We start from the raw sequence: 16,759 nt of genomic DNA, 5'->3' as shown, positions 1-16,759 counted from the left end.
CGGTTTTCAACGTCGAAAGCAACAATGCCGAAAAGGAGTCATAGATCAGATAGTAGTAAAGATACCTCCAAGAAAGCTAGTGATTCGGTCAGTACCAATGAACCTAGTAGTAATGGTGAAATATCTTGTGCAGATATGGGTGGAGGTATACAAGATTGTACTGATCAATCAGAGGAGTATGCCTCGCGTTTTACTGCTTTTAACATAATGGTACAAATGCTAGAGGAAAAATACGCCTGCACAATCATCGACTCTTACACTCATGAACTAGATCAGGTCGGGCGCAGCAAATGTCACTTGATTGAGTCTGGTGCAAAGAGAACGATCCGTTGCGTTGTCGTGGAGTTAAATGGGCATGTGAATTACTTGCTTGAAATTGATGTCACAGGGCTGAATAAATGGATTTCTACCAAATGCTTGCGACAGATTGATACTCGTAACTGGAAAGAGCAGTTTTCTCGAATTAAAAAAGGCGTGGTAACAAAGTCTCTTGGATGGCCAACACAAGAAATGGATGCCATGTTTGGCTTCAAAAAGCATATTGGTATATCTCACCCTAAGTCAGTAGAGGGGCACTCGACAGGTATTCCAACTGAATCTATCTTAGACTGGGCTGGGAGGGTTGCTGAGAAACTCTAGTGTTTTTAGCTATGTGGTTAAGTGGTTCGTGGCACTATCTGAATCCGAAGTGCCCCCAAATCATTTAGAGTTCATTACATTATTGTAATTAGCTCCCAATTTATTACTCATCAATAACATACCTCTTAAATTTTTTCTCAATATGCTTGACCTATGTCTAACACATAGGTTTTAAGCTACAACTAATACACATTAGTAACGAATTGGAGATAGTTATGAGTTGTTGTAACAAAGCCCCAAACGGTGGGAGCAGTGACCCTAAGTTGTTACTTAAACTGTTTATTGGGTTGTTTGTGATTATATTTTTAGTCGCATTTATTTTTGGCTAGCAACATAAAACGAATAAAGTTTCATGTGCGTTAAACCTTCAGAGGCATGGATTATGTTGACAACTGAAATTGCGAGAGCAGCAGGTGTGACTGCTGAAACAGTCAGGTTTTACACTAGAAAAGGCCTTCTTTATGCAGAGCGAGACCCCAACAATGGCTACAAGATGTACCAGCAAAGTGCGGTTAATCGCCTGAAGTTCATTTCTCATGCGCGATCTATTGGTTTTAGCCTTAGCCAGATTCAAGAAATCATTGATTACTCCGAGCAAGGGCTGACTCCTTGCCCAGCTGTGAGGCAAATGCTGACTGATAAAATCGTAGAAACCAAGCAAAAGATCGAAGAGCACCAACGCCATTTAGCCATGATGGAAGCAACTTACGCAGAGTGGAATGAAAAACCGGATATGGAGCCCAACGGCAACGCATTATGTTGCTTAATCGAGGACTGGTCTGAGAAGCACCATTAAGTATTACCCGAGGAAAACTAACATGAACACAATACAGTATTCTCTAGCACTTTCCGGCATTAACTGTGGCCGATGTGTCGCTAAAATTGTAGATGGGTTACGTGAAAGAGACCCTGATGTATCTTTCACTATTAATGATACGAAAAACAGAGCAGAGCTCATAACCACGTTGCTGCCAGAAAGCGCGATAGAAGTCCTTGCAAAGTTAGGTTATGCGGCTTCAATACCTAGGCAACAAGAGTACCGTACATCAGTATCTAATGTTACTTGCCAACACTGTGTGGGTAAAATCACTCAAGCGATAGGTGCATTGGATGGTGCTGCTCAAGTGGTTGTTGATTTAGAAAATCAAACATTGGTTGTGAATAGCAGTTTGAACGGCAATGACATTGAAAGCGTATTAGTCGAACTGGGTTATAGCGGTATGACTGATGACACGCAACCACAAACTACGGATGTAATTAAATCGAACAAAGTGAAAACAACACAGGCGTTGGATGTCAGTATCGAGCTGTCATTAATCGGTGTCACTTGCGCAAGTTGTGTTAACACGATTGAAGGTGCTCTTATATCGGTGTCAGGTGTCGACTCTGTTGACGTGAACTTTGCGAATCGAACGGCGACCGTGGTTTCAAGTCAGCCTGCCAGCGTACTAATTGAGGCGATACAAGGCGCAGGATATGATGCAGAAGAAATTGTCGATCAGGCGTTAGCAAGTGACCTCAAAGAAGAGCGTGAATCTGAGGAGTATCGCTTTAAAGTAAAACAAAGCGTTATTGGTCTTGGTCTCGGAGTACCGTTGATGGTGTACGGTCTGTTCGGCGGACCAATGAATGTCAATACGCAATCTGAGCAGTTACTATGGTTGGCCTTAGGTTTAGTGACATTTTTCATTTTAGTCCGTGCGGGCAAGCACTTTTTTACTGGAGCTTGGAAGGCCTTTCTGAACCGTAATGCGAACATGGACACATTAATAGCGCTGGGAACGGGTACCGCTTGGCTCTATTCAATGGTGGTCGTTGTCGGGCCACAGTGGCTTCCGGAAAGTGCAAGGCACCTCTACTTTGAAGCTACAGCCATGATCATTGGTTTAATCAATTTAGGACAGGCGCTTGAGTTAAAGGCTCGAGGCAGAACTTCGCAGGCTATCAAGCGTTTGCTTGATTTGAGAGTCAAAACTGCCATGGTGATTCGTGACGGCAAGGAGATGTCTTTATCGATTGAACAAGTTATCACAGGCGACTTGATTCGGGTTAGAGCCGGTGAAAAAGTCCCGGTTGATGGTGTGATTACAGAGGGCGAGACAACGATTGATGAGTCTATGCTCACTGGAGAGCCAATTCCTGTTGTTAAACAAGTGGGCAGCTCAGTGTCTGCCGGGACGATTAATGACCACGGAAGTTTCGTTTTTGAGGCGCAGAAAGTGGGCAGTGATACCGTTCTTGCTCAGATCATCAGCATGGTGTCGAACGCGCAAAACTCAAAGCCACCAATCAGCCATCTAGCCGATAAAGTGTCTTCAGTGTTTGTACCAACCGTGATGATTCTATCGATTCTGACAGCGCTGGTTTGGTATAACTTTGGCCCTCAACCTTCCTTAGTCTATATGATAGTGGCAGCTACCTCGGTGTTGATCATCGCATGCCCTTGTGCACTTGGTCTAGCAACGCCGATTTCTACTATGATCGGTGTCGGTAAGGCAGCCGAGTTTGGCGGGCTAATCCGAAATGGAGAAGCGTTACAAAGAGCCAGTGAGTTGGATGTCGTCGTACTGGATAAAACCGGTACGATTACTCAAGGTAAACCTGAAGTAACAAATTTTGTCTCGTTGTCAGATGATTCAGAGTTTCTGCCTCTGGTCAATGCTTTGGAGAAAGGATCTAACCATCCGCTAGCTAAAGCGTTAATCGCATTTACTCAAAGTGAGGTGCGTGATGAAGCGCGCTTACCAGAAGTGTCAGATTTCGAGTCATTAACCGGACTTGGTGTTCAGGCTCAGTATGCGGGTCAACGCGTGTTGCTTGGCAATCGCAAGCTGATGAAACAGTTTAACGTCAATGTTGAATTGGTTACAGAGCATGCATTGCAGTGGGAGCAAGAAGCCACCACAGTGGTGTATTTTGCGATAGGCGCTCAAGTGCAAGCGCTGTTCGGTATCAGTGACCCGATTCGAGATGATGCTCGAAGTGCGATAAATCGTTTTCATCAGCAAGGCATTCATGTCGTGATGCTAACGGGGGATAACCACAATACAGCGAAGGCGGTGGCATCACTCGCGAATGTTGATGAATATCATGCGGAATTGATGCCTGAGGATAAGCTTGACTGGATTAAACAGTTGCAAGCGAAAGGGCATGTTGTCGGCATGGTCGGTGATGGTATCAATGATGCGCCAGCACTTGCTCAATCAGACGTTGGTTTTGCTATTGGCAGTGGTACGGATGTCGCGATTGAAAGTGCCGATATTACCTTGATGCGCAGCTCACTCCACGGTATCTCAGATGTGATTGGGATCAGTACTGCCACAATGAAAAACATTAAGCAGAACTTGTGGGGGGCGTTTATCTATAACAGCTTGGGTATTCCTGTGGCAGCAGGGCTTCTGTTTCCGTTCACGGGTTGGCTATTAAGTCCGATCATCGCTGGGGCTGCGATGTCACTGTCCTCTGTTACTGTTGTAACCAATGCTAATCGCTTGCGCTTTTATACACCAGCTTCAGCCTCTACAACCAATGAGGAGTAATACTATGTTAGTCAATATATTAGGTCTTACAGCAATCGTGTTTATAGTCTGGTGGTTTTGGGGTAAGAAAAACGGCTAAGGTGACAAAATTGTCATGAACCCCTCCCAACTCCTGATCTAAGCGTTGCGATAAACTGAGTCTCAGTTAAACGAGTTAAAGTTATTTTTGAGAGCAAGAGAATGAAAAGCAAAAAATCAGATTGTCACAAGAATGGTCATCATAAAGGTCATGGATGGATGATGGTTCTATGCGCGTTATTAATGGTGGGTATTCCATTGTTTATTCTCTCTTCTAGCCAAGAGATATTTAGTTGGGCATACCTTAGTAGTGCGATTGTTCCATTAATCATCTGTTTAGCTATGCATGGTTTAATGATGAAGATGATGATGCCAAGTGAAAAGAAAGACTCCGAAGCCAACGAGCAATCGGTGGAAAAAATTGAAAACAATCAACAGTTCAAAGCATAAGTAAGGGTTAGGTGATGTTATGAAAAAGTTATATGTATCAGTGTTATTTAGTGGTCTAGTTGCGATGCCGGTGTTAGCAACAAGTTCCATCGATGATCAGCATCGACATCACAATGTCGCGCAAAATGAGAAAGTGCATGTTAAGCAATCTCACGCGGATAAGATGAAGGATCACGATAGGATGATAGAACACATGCAAATGATGCAAAGCATGAACATGGAAGACATGCCAGAAGAGTGCAAAAAAATGATGAGTAGCTGAACCAATGAAATACTCGTAATCAGAAAAAGAGATCCCCTTTACTTTTTCTAGTAAAAAAGAGCCGCCTCAGCTAACTGGGCGGCTCTTTATCGTTTATTGCCACAGGATTCATCGCAATTACAACAAGGCTGCTTATAGGGTTGCTTGATTTTGTTGTGGTGAAAAGTTTTTTGATTACCTACCACCTAAATCTCAATATGACAAAAATGTCATATTTGAGTGCCGGAAATCGTCACAATAATTTAGCTAAACTGAGTTCATCAAAACAGAAAAGGAAAAGTAAATGAACTTATTAAACAAAATGCTATTAACTAGCTCTATTTTGCTGACTAGCGCCGCTGCAATTGCTCAGCCGTTGTATTCCGGTGGCAATTACATTAGTCGAGTAGATCATAAAACGGTATCTACTGATGCAGTGGGCTCTAAACAAGAAGCATACACGTTAGGGGCAGAAAAACTGTTAGAGTTTGAGGGTATGAGTGGGCGAGACTTAAATGCAGCTCTAATCTTTATAAGAAGTTATGGTATTGGTCGAGATAAGACTCACCTAGAAGATGGAGGGTATGTAACTGTTCAAGAAAGATTGAATACTCAAGGTCAGCTAGAATATGTAGCGAAAGTACATCTTCATGTCCATTATACAGAACGAGATAGCAACAACTAAACTCAGCAGAGCCCTTAGAACCTTAATTTGTTCTAAGGGCTAAGGAGCAGCTATGATTGATAAAATTTCGATAATATTTCAGGAGCAAAAGCTTGACGATATAGAATCGATCCTCGCAGAGGAAGGTGTGCTAAACTTCACGATTAGTCAAGTGTAAGGGCGTGGAAGGCATACGAACGTAATTGATACCCATGCTTTAAACACACATTACCAACTAGATGTTTTCATTGGTCATAGCCATACTCAGAGCTTGGTTGGGGCACTACTGGATACCCTATGTGTGTCACAAGAAGGCAATGGTGTTACGTCTGTTATAGAGAACGTTTTGTTGTTTGATAATAATATGAAAAAACAGATTTCTAACCCATCATATAATCACAAGCTTGATGTATAACACCGAAGGAAACCAAGGTATTTTTCTTATATGAAGTTACTCGTTGTAGAAGATGAAGAGAAAGCAGGATCCTATCTTAAAAAAGGTTTAATGGAGTCAGGGTACAATGTAGATCTATCTACCGACGGTGTAGATGCTTTGTACTTAGCTACGACCAATGAATATGATCTTATAGTCTTAGACATTATGCTACCAAAGCTGAATGGGTGGCAGCTATTACAGACGCTTCGCAGCAGTGAACTTACTACACCTGTCATTATTCTATCCGCTAAAGATCAGGTTGAAGATAGAGTTAAGGGGCTTGAGCTAGGAGCGAATGATTACCTTGTCAAACCTTTTGCCTTTGTTGAGTTGCTAGCAAGAGTCAAAAACGCATTACGTCATCAAGCCGCAACAGTCAAGACAGAGTCTGTTCTATGTGTTGCTGATTTGAGCCTCGACTTGCTTAAACGAAAGGCGACTCGTAACAATGACACGATCCCTCTGACAGCAAAAGAGTTTTCTTTGTTGGAATATCTATTTGCGAAAAGAGGTCAAGTCGTCACTCGCACTCAGATAGCGTCCGCTGTTTGGGATATGAACTTTGATAGTGATACGAATGTTATTGATGCAGCAGTGAAAAGATTGAGGTCGAAAATCGACAAGCCTTATCAAAACAAACTCATCCAGACCGTGCGAGGTATGGGGTACAAGCTTGATGACGGCGTAGAATGAAAAAATTACTAAATCAATCAATCGCACGCAAACTGGTGTTTATGTTTGTCACAGCCTCTTTTGTGGTTTTAGTCGTGTTTGCTTTAACGATCCAACACGCTATCAAGAACCACTTTAATGAACAGGACTATAGGCACCTAGAAACAAAACTCCGCCCTTTGATAGGCACTGTTGAGCGTGATTTAGACTTGTTCCATTCTTGGAATATTTCCGCTTGGGTCTTAAACAACAAACAGGTGGTGAAAACAAATAATGAAACTATTGACTTTCCATCTGAGCTGATAGGCCGCTCCTCATATGAATGGAGTGTAGGCAATAACCGTTTTCATGCTTTTAAGTTTGATTACCCAGAGATAGAAGGTGGTGCGGTTGTTCTTGCAATTGATGTGACTCACCATAAGGTGTTTTTCGACAAACTAAATACTATTCTATTTTGGACATTAGTTTTGACACTGAGTTTGTCGGGTACTTACGCATTAATTATTGTTAGAAATGGATTACAGCCACTGAAACAATTAAAAGAGTATATCGCGGAAGTGAACACGAGCAACCTCAGTATGCGTATACCAAGTGACTCACTTCCAAAGGAGTTAAGCAGCTTAGTTATTTCTCAAAATGAAATGTTAGAGAGGCTGCAAGAAGGCTACCTCAGGTTGAGTGAGTTTTCATCTGATATTGCTCATGAGCTAAGAACACCTTTGAACAATATCATGACCCAGACTCAAGTAACGCTTGGTTTAGAGCGTTCAATTGAAGAGTATCAAGATATTTTAGTGTCTAATCTTGAAGAGTTAGGGCGATTCAATAAGACCATTTCGGATACACTTTACCTAGCTAAATCAGAGAATAAACTTTTACATAAGATCGAAGAAAAGCTTGATTTAAAAGAGGTGATCACACCCTTACTTGAGTACTATGAAGTGTTGGCAGAAGAGAAAAACGTTCGATTTACCTTCGATGGCTCATCGACTTTACTCGGTGACAAAGATATGCTTCAACGAGCATTTGGTAATGTGTTGTCTAATGCGTTGAGGCACTGCTTTCATAATACGGAGGTATCGGTTGTAATCACAGAGTCAGAGACGACCAACACGGTGACAATCAGCAACATTGGTGAGCCTATTTCTACGGGCTCTTTGCCTTATATATTTAAACGGTTCTATCGTTCCGATAAATCTCGTGTCCATAATGGAAGTGTAGGTGCCGGGTTAGGGCTTCCTATAGCTAAGGCTATTATGAAAGCACACAATGGGGATATTTTAGTTAATTCGAAGGATGAGCGAAGTGAGTTCGTCTTTATTTTCAATAACCTTTAGTTCTAACAAGTTTTAAATATCACTATTGCCCATCAGTTCTGATACTGTATTATGAATTCAAAGTGAAAAGGTACCACATGACAAACTCTTTGAGACAAACAAGTATTTTGATTATCAGCATCTTAGCGATGTTGATGTCGAGCTACGTCTCAAGTATGCCAATGATGGATATGAGTCCAATATCGACCTCTTCAGTTCAACCTTCTAATCATGACTCGATGGAAATGTCTGAGACTACAGCAAGCCATTATGCGATGATAGGCTGCCCATCGATGGAGGTGACAAAGAGCGATAGTTCTATTCATTGCGATAGCTCATCTACCTCTGGTGGTGACTGCTGTAAAAGCGTGTGTACTAGCGTATTTTTCCCACTCTCATCTTCTCGCTTAATCAGTACATCTGAATCTGATTTATACCCGTGATCATTGAAGATGCTTGATTTTCTTCTTTAACAGGATCATGCTAACAAACATGAAAATAGAATTATCCAACCAGAAGAAGAAACAACTCGAACGAATGCATGACTCTGCACGTGATGGTCGAGTGCGTGACCGCATTAAAGCGGTTTTGCTTGCGTCTGAAGGTTGGACAAATGCAATGATTTCGCAAGCTTTGCGAATTCATGAAACCACCGTTACTCGCCATATCAACGACTACCTACAGTCTGAAAAACTCACACCAGAAAATGGTGGTTCTCAAAGTAAACTCGATGCAAGTCAAACAATGGCACTCATTGAACATCTCTCTGAAAATACCTACTTCCACACCCATCAAATTGTTGAGTATGTTCAGTCTGAGTTTACTATTACCTACACCGTAGCGGGAATGAATAAGTGGCTACATCACAATGGTTTTTCTTACAAACAACCTAAAGGTGTTCCACACAAACTTAATCCTGAAAGCTCAAGAGGCTTTTATTCAGCATTATCAAGAGCTGAAGCAACTCAATGAGCCGATTTTATTTATTGATGCTGTGCATCCGAGTCAAGCGACGAAAATCACTTACGGTTGGATCCGCAAAGGTGAAGACAAAGTGATTGAAACCACGGGTAGTCGTACTCGATTGAATTTTGTCGGTGCTCTAAATCTAGATGATATAGCTGCGACAGTGACAGAAAGCTATGACACGATTAATAGTGAAAGTATTGCTCGTTTCTTCTGGAAGCTGAAAAAAGAACATTATCCATTAGAACAAAAGGTTCACATTATTTTAGATGGTGCTGGTTATCACCGAAGTCAGTTGGTAAAAGATTTTGCTCGGATGCTCAATATCGAACTGCATTATTTACCCCCTTACAGTCCAAATTTAAATCCAATAGAGCGACTGTGGAAGGTCATGCATGAGCATGCCCGAAATAATGTTTACTTCCCGACAAAAGCATCCTTTAAGGATGCAATAAATGGTTTTTTTGATGTGACTTTACCAAAGGTTGCAGGCTCACTGACGACTAGAATTAACGACAATTTTCAGGTCCTGCAACCTGCATCTTCAAGTTAATTGGGTATATATTGATGAATAACTTGGATATCTTTCTTGATTGTTGTGTCTTTTCAATTTAAAGTGCTTGCCATGTTTAGGGGTTATTGAGTATTGAAATGATACGCACATGGTTTATTACATTTGCAGCTTTATTTTCGCTTTTGCTTTCAAGCTATAGCGCTGCGACCATGCCTGTATTAATGTTAACCGCTACTCAATGCAACTCAGATAACATGCAGCATCAATCTGCGAACCGTGTTTCGAGTATGCTCGACCATTCTAACCTCTCAGAATCCTCTCTTGTAAAAAATGCTTGTCACTCAATCAATGTTCAATCGGATAATTCAAATCATCATAAACATTCTATGACTGATGATTGCTGCGATTCTACTTGTGTCGCCAGCTACGTCTATTTGCCAACACCCAATGATCAACTTATTGAACAATCTAGTTTATTGCTGATTGAACCATCTCTACCTTTATTGATTTCTCGCCCCTCTAATTCTCTTTATCGACCACCGATAGCTTAACGTCCCAATCGCACGAGTTTTCTCGCTGCGTTATGTCAATCACGGCCATGGTATTTCCATGTGCTGCTGTTTTTCTGTAATTATTGGAACGTTACATTATGACTTTCAAACCATGGACGCTTTACGCGTTAATGGCTGGATTTTGCACTCCTGTTTGGGCGCAAAGTCAGCTAACCAGTGTGATCGAACAAGCTTTAACCATCGACGCTGGTAGACAACAAATTTTGGCTCAATCACAAGCCATACGTGAAAATGGCATTGCTAGTGCCACCCAAGCTGATCCCAAAATAAAATTAGGGGTTGGCGGAATGCCTGTCGATAGTTGGTCCTTAGATAGCGACCCTATGACCAATATTTCTATCGGTTTAATGCAAGAATTTGGGCGTGGCTCCAGCTTAGATTTACAAGCCGAAATGGCCAATAAACAAGCCGACGGTAATGAATGGCAAATTAAAATTCGTGAGCTCACTATTGCCAATACCATCACTCAGTTATGGGCTGAACTGATCTATCAGCAACAAGCTGAAGATATCATCAAAGAAAATACCAAGCTGGTAAAAGAGCTAATAAGGTTTACGGATACCAATTATTCAATGGGTCGAAGTGAATCACAGGATGTGCTGCAAGCAAGAGTTCAGCTTGAAAAACTCAATGACCAACTCCAACAAAATCAACAAAACCAACAACGAATATTCGCTCAACTTTCAGAATGGCTAGGCTCAAGCTGGTTAGCAAAACAGCGATCTAATCATAAGTTAGAAAGCTTAAACTGGAGTAAGTTAGAGAAAATATTAGCCCTCCAATCCCATCAAGCCCCACAGAAAACCGAGTTCTATAACCTTTTGAAGCTGCACCCTAGTGTTCAAATGGCTGAGGCCAATATTGAAGCGAATAAGGTTCAAGTCGACATTGCGGATCAATCTTATAAGCCAAAATTTGGTGTCGAGGTGATGTATGGCTACCGTCAAGCCAATGGCATGAATGGCGAACCAGCTTCCGATTTGGTTAGTGCCTATCTCACCATGGATTTACCACTGTTCACTGATAAACGACAAGACCGACAATATGCGGCTGCTCAATATCAAGTAGGGGCGGCAAAATCCCAACGCGATGTTCTATTACAGCAATTAAACGCCAAAGCGAATGCGATCATGGTTGATCGTAGCAATTTGGAGCAACGACTCGATCGTTATCAATCCCGCCTATTACCTCAAGCTAAGTCGAGAACCCAAGCTGTTGAGCGTGGTTATCAAAGCAATACTAGTCAATTTAATGACGTGGTTGCCGCGATTCGTGATGAGCTCAGTTTAAAACTTGAGTTACAGAGGCTCAGCGCCGATCTCAACATCGCCAACAGTAACTTGGCCTTTCTCTTCAATGGATTCGATTACCAAATCGACGCTCCAACATTGCCAACTGAACAAAAATAGGACATCCGATGAAAAATTTTTCAACCTTAGCTCTGACCTCATTAATCAGCTTAGCAGTCGGTGGAGCCGCGAGTTATTACTATGTAAATAGTCACATGTCATCAATGAGCGCTAATCATTCTGCTAGCAATACAAAAACGATCAACGCAAAAGCAACCAATAAAAATGAACCTCTTTATTGGGTCGCACCAATGGATGCCAATTATCGTCGCGATAAACCTGGCAAATCCCCAATGGGTATGGATTTAGTGCCGGTATATGAAGAAGCCAATACCGCCGATGAGCCTGCCGGAACGGTCATCATTTCATCGGCTGTTGAAAATAATCTTGGCGTTAAGGTGGCGGACGTTACGCTTAGCCCTTTGTCTCCACGAATTCAAACAGTGGGTTATATCGCTTTTGATGAAAGTAAATTATGGCAAACCAACGTCCGCGTTAGTGGTTGGGTACAAAAGCTCAACATTAATGCAGTAGGCGAGAAAGTGAATAAAGGCGATGTGTTATTCACTCTTTACTCACCTGAATTGATTAAAGCACAAGAGGAATTACTCAATGCTTACCGAACCAAACGCCAAGGGCTGATCAAAGGCGCAACCGAGCGTTTAGTGACGTTGGGAGTAGATAGAGAGCAGATAAAACAAATTGTTCGTAGTGGTAAAGCGGTGACATCTGTTGAAGTTAAAGCCGTTAATAATGGGATCATCGCCAGTTTAAATGTTCGTGAAGGAGGCTATTTATCTCCAGCGCAAGCGGTTATTAGCGCTGGCCCAATCCAACAAGTTTGGGTGGATGCGGAAGTCTTTGAACGTCAAGGGCACTGGATTACCGCGGGTACGACCGCTGAAATGACATTGGATTCCATTCCGGGGCAATCATGGCAAGGGGTTGTGGATTACGTTTACCCAATACTTGATCCAAAAACCCGTACTTTACGAGTCCGTTTAAAGTTTGATAATCCCGATGGCAAGCTCAAACCCAATATGTTTGCCAATATCAGCCTGAAACCGAAAACCGATGGCAAGGTGATTAATATTCCGCGCGAATCGGTGATCCGCTCAGGCAATATGACTCGGGTAGTATTAGCGCAAGGTGAAGGGAAATATCGCTCTGCTCGTATAAAAGTTGGTCGTGAAGCCGACGATAGAGTGGAGGTTTTAGAAGGATTAACGACTCAAGATAAAGTCGTCACTTCCGCTCAATTCATGTTGGATTCTGAATCTAGCCAAAATGCCGAGTTAAGCCGAATCAATGGCTCAGAGCCGAAAGGCGAAACCGTCTGGGCAGAGGGTAACATTAATACCTTAATGGCTGATTTTGGCATGGTTATCATTGATTTTAACGCGATTGATAAATGGCACTGGCAAGCTGGCCAAATGAGTTTTGAAACGTCAGATGACCTTGATCTATCGCCTTTTAAAGCCGGTCAAACCATTCGGTTTCTGATTGAAAAAGTCAAAGATGATTACCGCATTATTGATATTCAAGCTCAAGGAGGTCAATCATGATCCCGGCGATTATTCGATGGTCGATTCAAAATCGATTTATGGTCATCATCGCTGCCATTTTATTGACCGCAGCGGGTTTATATAGCGTTAAAAATACTCCGGTTGATGCACTGCCGGATCTATCTGATGTGCAAGTAATCATCAAAACTTCGTATCCAGGACAAGCGCCACAGGTAGTAGAGGATCAAGTGACTTACCCTTTAACTACCGCGATGCTCGCTGTCCCAGGAGCCGTCACTGTTCGAGGTTATTCATTCTTTGGAGACTCGTATGTTTATATCATTTTTAACGATGATACCGACATGTACTGGGCTCGTTCGCGAGTTTTAGAGTACTTAAGCCAAGTTGCACCTAAGCTTCCACCACAAGCGAAACCCACGTTAGGGCCTGATGCCACAGGGGTTGGTTGGGTGTACAGCTATGTTCTACAAGACAAGACTGGTAAGCACGATCTTTCAGAGCTACGTAGCTACCAAGATTGGTTTTTGAAATATGAGCTGCAAACCGTGGATGGAGTATCGGAAATCGCCACTGTCGGCGGCATGGTGAAGCAGTATCAAATACAAATTGATCCCGCAAAATTGCGTGCTTACGACTTAACACTACAGCAAGTCAATTCCGCTATTTCTCAAGGTAATCAAGAAGCGGGAGCATCCGTTATTGAAGTGGCTGAAGCTGAGCATATGGTTCGAACCACCGGCTATTTAAGCAGTGTGGAAGACATCAAAGCTTTGCCTCTCAAAGTCACAGAAAAAGGCACGCCTTTGTTGTTGGGTGATATTGCCGATATCAATATTGGCCCACAAATGCGTCGTGGGATTTCTGAATTAAATGGCGAAGGTGAGGCTGTCGGTGGTGTGGTGGTCATGCGTTATGGTGAAAATGCGAGCCAAGTGATCGCCAATGTCAAAGCTAAGCTTAAGCGTTTAGAAAAAAGCCTACCTGATGGTATTGAGATTGTGCCGACTTATGATCGTTCCAATTTGATTGATCATGCAGTCAAAAACTTATGGCAGAAGCTAGCGGAAGAATTCATTGTTGTGGCGGTGGTTTGTGCTTTGTTTTTATTCCACATTCGGTCATCACTGGTTATCGCAATCAGCTTACCTATTGGTATTTTATCGGCTTTTATCATCATGCATTGGCAAGGGATTAACGCCAATATTATGTCTTTAGGCGGTATCGCTATTGCCATTGGTGCCATGGTCGACGGTGCCATTGTTATGATCGAAAATGTTCATAAACACATGGAGCGCACTCCGCTGACCGATAAAAACCGCTGGCAAGTGATTGGTGATGCAGCCGCAGAAGTGGGCGCACCGTTATTTTTCTCATTACTGATCATTACCTTGAGTTTTGTTCCAGTCTTCGCCCTTGAAGGACAAGAAGGCAAAATGTTCTCTCCATTAGCCTTTACTAAAACCTTTGCGATGGCTTCATCCGCAGCCTTGGCCATTACCTTAGTGCCGGTGTTAATGGGCTATTTTATTCGAGGGAAAATTCTTCCAGAACATAAGAATCCGGTTAATAAAGGGCTAGTTGCACTCTATCGCCCATTGCTCAACTTGAGCCTGACTTATCCTAAAACGATTGTGGTTATCGCTATCTCGCTGATGGCATCCACTTATTACCCAATAAGTAAAATTGGTAGTGAGTTTATCCCACCGTTAGATGAAGGGGATTTGATGTACATGCCAACCACTTACCCAGGCATTTCCATTGGTAAGGCGCGTGAGCTATTGCAACAAACCAACAAGTTGATCAAAACCGTACCCGAAGTGAAAACGGTATGGGGAAAAATTGGCCGAGCGGAAACCGCAACCGATCCTGCGCCACTCACTATGATTGAAACCACCATTCAATTAAAACCTAAATCAGAATGGCGACCTGGAGTTACCTCGGAATCTTTGAGAAAAGAGCTTGATGCTTTGATTCAATTTCCCGGACTAACCAATGCTTTCGTTATGCCAATCAAAACTCGTATCGATATGCTTGCCACAGGGATCAAAACGCCAATCGGCATCAAAATATCCGGCCCAGATCTTAAGGTTATTGAAGAGATTGGTGCTGAGCTTGAACCAGTTTTAAATCAAGTAGCGGGCACTACATCCGTCTATGCCGAGCGCGTTGCTGGTGGCCGTTATGTCACGATTGATATTAAACGTCGTCAAGCGGCTCGTTACGGTTTAAGTATCCAAGATGTTCAACGCGTTGTTTCTACCGCGGTAGGCGGCATGAATGTTGGGGAAACCATTGAAGGTCTAGAGCGTTATCCGATCAATGTTCGCTACCCTCAATCTTATCGAGATTCGGTGGTCAAACTGCAAAGCTTGCCTTTGGTTACGCCGAATGGCGCTCGTATCGCTCTTGGTGATGTTGCTGATATTCGATATGAAGATGGCCCACCAATGATTAAAACCGAGAACGCACGACCGAACGGTTGGGTATTTGTTGATATTGATAATCGAGATTTAGGCTCTTATGTGAAAGAAGCTCAAGCTATTGTCGCGCAAGAGGTACAACTTCCCGCTGGCTACTCTTTAGCTTGGTCTGGACAATATGAATATATGGAACGCGCCAAAGCAAGGCTAAGCGTTGTGGTTCCGGTGACCTTAATCATCATTATGTTGTTGCTGTATTTAAGTTTTAAACGTGTTGGCGAAGTGCTCATTATCATGGCGACTCTACCTCTCGCGATGGTTGGCGGCTTATGGCTGATGTGGCAGCTTAACTACAACTTCTCGATTGCTGTCGGGGTTGGCTTTATTGCACTGGCTGGAGTGGCGGTAGAGATTGGCGTGATCATGCTGGTCTATCTCAATCAAGCTTGGCATCTAGCCGTTATTGAGTCTGAAAGAGACCATAAACCTCTTACCCATCAGTCACTCATTACGGCGATTAAGCAAGGTGCCGGATTACGTGTTCGTCCGGTCATGATGACGGTACTGACGGTAATTATCGGCCTAGTACCCATCATGTACGGATCAGGTACTGGCTCAGAAGTCATGCAGCGAATTGCCGCACCTATGATTGGCGGCATGGCATCGGCATTGATACTGACACTCGTAGTACTCCCTGCCATTTTTAAATTATGGAAACAACATTCACACCAATTAACCAAGTATCCAATAACCAAGCACCAAAAATCATAACTCTGAAACACTGACATTAATCATTAACCATAAATCAACTAGGCGGGTATCACTGCCTAGTCATTTAAAAGGAAAATAAAATGAAAAAGAACCTAATCACCACTACCATCGCGCTTAGCCTAGTCATGACATCTTCATTTGTTATGGCAGATATGAAAGATCACAACATGGGCTCAGAACACATGGAAGGTCATTCAATGAACATGGAAAACATGGATATGGATGGTATGGATATGAGTGAAATGGACATGAAGAGTATGACCGAGGTGGGCATGCCAGCCAAAGGCGTGAAACCTAATAAGGTTGTTCAAGTGATCCTTGCTGACGATATGAGCATCACCTTCGCTGGAAATGCCGATATACAACCGAATGATGTGGTGCAATTTGTCATTATGAACAAAGGCAAAATCGATCATGAATTCACGATTGGCAGTGAAAAAGAGCAAACTGAACATCGTGAAATGATGAAAAATATGGCAGGAATGAGCCATGATCATGACTCAGGAAATAGCGTCACCGTTGCACCCGGTAAAGCTAAGCAAATGCTATGGCACTTCCATGGCAATCCTAATGTCGAATTTGCGTGTAATATTCCAGGTCATGCAGAAGCGGGAATGGTCAAAAAAATAACGCTATAGGTAATATTTATTTCAATAGTTGAAAGGA

General features: G+C 42.6%; 14 protein-coding genes and 1 pseudogene. All 15 read left to right on the top strand.

The window, feature by feature from the left end; translation table 11 throughout:
* Positions 1-24: 24 nt before the first annotated feature.
* The 15 genes and pseudogenes from VRUMOI_RS19495 to copI all read left to right on the top strand — a co-directional run bounded on the left by VRUMOI_RS19495 (position 25) and on the right by copI (position 16,731).
* Positions 25-639, top strand: coding sequence for a Tn7-like element transposition protein TnsE (locus VRUMOI_RS19495; protein ID WP_244875213.1), 615 nt, complete (start codon positions 25-27; stop codon positions 637-639).
* Between the two features lie 382 nt (positions 640-1,021).
* On the top strand, positions 1,022-1,435 hold the full coding sequence (locus VRUMOI_RS10020; RefSeq protein WP_231897447.1) for a MerR family transcriptional regulator: 414 nt from the start codon (positions 1,022-1,024) through the stop codon (positions 1,433-1,435).
* Positions 1,436-1,457: 22 nt separating this feature from the next.
* The gene (locus VRUMOI_RS10015; RefSeq protein WP_089138921.1) at positions 1,458-4,178 is read left to right on the top strand and encodes a heavy metal translocating P-type ATPase; all 2,721 of its coding nucleotides are present in this window, start codon (positions 1,458-1,460) and stop codon (positions 4,176-4,178) included.
* A 180-nt stretch (positions 4,179-4,358) separates the two neighbouring features.
* Entirely contained in the window at positions 4,359-4,646 is a 288-nt protein-coding gene (locus VRUMOI_RS10010; protein ID WP_074373098.1) for a hypothetical protein, read from the top strand.
* A gap of 19 nt (positions 4,647-4,665) precedes the next feature.
* A complete protein-coding gene (locus tag VRUMOI_RS10005) occupies positions 4,666-4,908 on the top strand; it encodes a hypothetical protein (RefSeq protein WP_074373097.1) in 243 nt (80 codons plus the stop codon).
* A 283-nt stretch (positions 4,909-5,191) separates the two neighbouring features.
* Positions 5,192-5,572 carry a DUF3316 domain-containing protein gene (locus tag VRUMOI_RS10000; protein ID WP_089138920.1) on the top strand — a complete coding sequence of 127 codons (381 nt, stop codon included), beginning with the start codon at positions 5,192-5,194 and terminating at the stop codon, positions 5,570-5,572.
* A gap of 424 nt (positions 5,573-5,996) precedes the next feature.
* On the top strand, positions 5,997-6,680 hold the full coding sequence (locus VRUMOI_RS09995) for a heavy metal response regulator transcription factor (protein ID WP_089138919.1): 684 nt from the start codon (positions 5,997-5,999) through the stop codon (positions 6,678-6,680).
* Entirely contained in the window at positions 6,677-7,996 is a 1,320-nt protein-coding gene (locus tag VRUMOI_RS09990; protein ID WP_089138918.1) for a heavy metal sensor histidine kinase, read from the top strand. Before VRUMOI_RS09995 ends, VRUMOI_RS09990 begins: the two co-directional genes overlap by 4 nt.
* A gap of 77 nt (positions 7,997-8,073) precedes the next feature.
* Positions 8,074-8,418: a hypothetical protein gene (locus VRUMOI_RS19230; RefSeq protein WP_162598361.1), complete on the top strand. Its 345-nt coding sequence runs from the start codon at positions 8,074-8,076 to the stop codon at positions 8,416-8,418.
* A gap of 49 nt (positions 8,419-8,467) precedes the next feature.
* Positions 8,468-9,494: pseudogene (locus VRUMOI_RS09985) on the top strand (IS630 family transposase).
* 98 nt (positions 9,495-9,592) lie between these two features.
* The gene (locus tag VRUMOI_RS09980; RefSeq protein ID WP_089138917.1) at positions 9,593-10,006 is read left to right on the top strand and encodes a hypothetical protein; all 414 of its coding nucleotides are present in this window, start codon (positions 9,593-9,595) and stop codon (positions 10,004-10,006) included.
* A 98-nt stretch (positions 10,007-10,104) separates the two neighbouring features.
* Positions 10,105-11,436 (top strand): TolC family protein, encoded by a 1,332-nt coding sequence (locus VRUMOI_RS09975; protein ID WP_089138916.1) that lies wholly within the window; start codon positions 10,105-10,107, stop codon positions 11,434-11,436.
* Positions 11,437-11,444: 8 nt separating this feature from the next.
* Entirely contained in the window at positions 11,445-12,941 is a 1,497-nt protein-coding gene (locus tag VRUMOI_RS09970; protein WP_089138915.1) for an efflux RND transporter periplasmic adaptor subunit, read from the top strand.
* Positions 12,938-16,093, top strand: coding sequence for an efflux RND transporter permease subunit (locus VRUMOI_RS09965; protein WP_089138914.1), 3,156 nt, complete (start codon positions 12,938-12,940; stop codon positions 16,091-16,093). Before VRUMOI_RS09970 ends, VRUMOI_RS09965 begins: the two co-directional genes overlap by 4 nt.
* Before the next feature lie 80 nt (positions 16,094-16,173).
* A complete protein-coding gene (gene copI, locus VRUMOI_RS09960) occupies positions 16,174-16,731 on the top strand; it encodes a copper-resistant cuproprotein CopI (RefSeq protein ID WP_089138913.1) in 558 nt (185 codons plus the stop codon).
* The last annotated feature ends 28 nt before the right edge of the window (positions 16,732-16,759 follow it).

Origin of the sequence: Vibrio rumoiensis (assembly GCF_002218045.2) — a bacterium.
Lineage (GTDB): Bacteria > Pseudomonadota > Gammaproteobacteria > Enterobacterales > Vibrionaceae > Vibrio > Vibrio rumoiensis.
Note: the sequence above shows the minus strand (reverse complement) of the source record. Positions and strands in the feature narration are given on the sequence as shown.

Bases quoted from the DNA above. Each gene is read 5' to 3' on its own strand.
- VRUMOI_RS19495 (WP_244875213.1), top strand. From the start codon at position 25: ATGCCGAAAAGGAGTCATAGATCAGATAGTAGTAAAGATACCTCCAAG.
- VRUMOI_RS10020 (WP_231897447.1), top strand. From the start codon at position 1,022: ATGTTGACAACTGAAATTGCGAGAGCAGCAGGTGTGACTGCTGAAACA.
- VRUMOI_RS10015 (WP_089138921.1), top strand. From the start codon at position 1,458: ATGAACACAATACAGTATTCTCTAGCACTTTCCGGCATTAACTGTGGC.
- VRUMOI_RS10010 (WP_074373098.1), top strand. From the start codon at position 4,359: ATGAAAAGCAAAAAATCAGATTGTCACAAGAATGGTCATCATAAAGGT.
- VRUMOI_RS10005 (WP_074373097.1), top strand. From the start codon at position 4,666: ATGAAAAAGTTATATGTATCAGTGTTATTTAGTGGTCTAGTTGCGATG.
- VRUMOI_RS10000 (WP_089138920.1), top strand. From the start codon at position 5,192: ATGAACTTATTAAACAAAATGCTATTAACTAGCTCTATTTTGCTGACT.
- VRUMOI_RS09995 (WP_089138919.1), top strand. From the start codon at position 5,997: ATGAAGTTACTCGTTGTAGAAGATGAAGAGAAAGCAGGATCCTATCTT.
- VRUMOI_RS09990 (WP_089138918.1), top strand. From the start codon at position 6,677: ATGAAAAAATTACTAAATCAATCAATCGCACGCAAACTGGTGTTTATG.
- VRUMOI_RS19230 (WP_162598361.1), top strand. From the start codon at position 8,074: ATGACAAACTCTTTGAGACAAACAAGTATTTTGATTATCAGCATCTTA.
- VRUMOI_RS09980 (WP_089138917.1), top strand. From the start codon at position 9,593: ATGATACGCACATGGTTTATTACATTTGCAGCTTTATTTTCGCTTTTG.
- VRUMOI_RS09975 (WP_089138916.1), top strand. From the start codon at position 10,105: ATGACTTTCAAACCATGGACGCTTTACGCGTTAATGGCTGGATTTTGC.
- VRUMOI_RS09970 (WP_089138915.1), top strand. From the start codon at position 11,445: ATGAAAAATTTTTCAACCTTAGCTCTGACCTCATTAATCAGCTTAGCA.
- VRUMOI_RS09965 (WP_089138914.1), top strand. From the start codon at position 12,938: ATGATCCCGGCGATTATTCGATGGTCGATTCAAAATCGATTTATGGTC.
- copI (WP_089138913.1), top strand. From the start codon at position 16,174: ATGAAAAAGAACCTAATCACCACTACCATCGCGCTTAGCCTAGTCATG.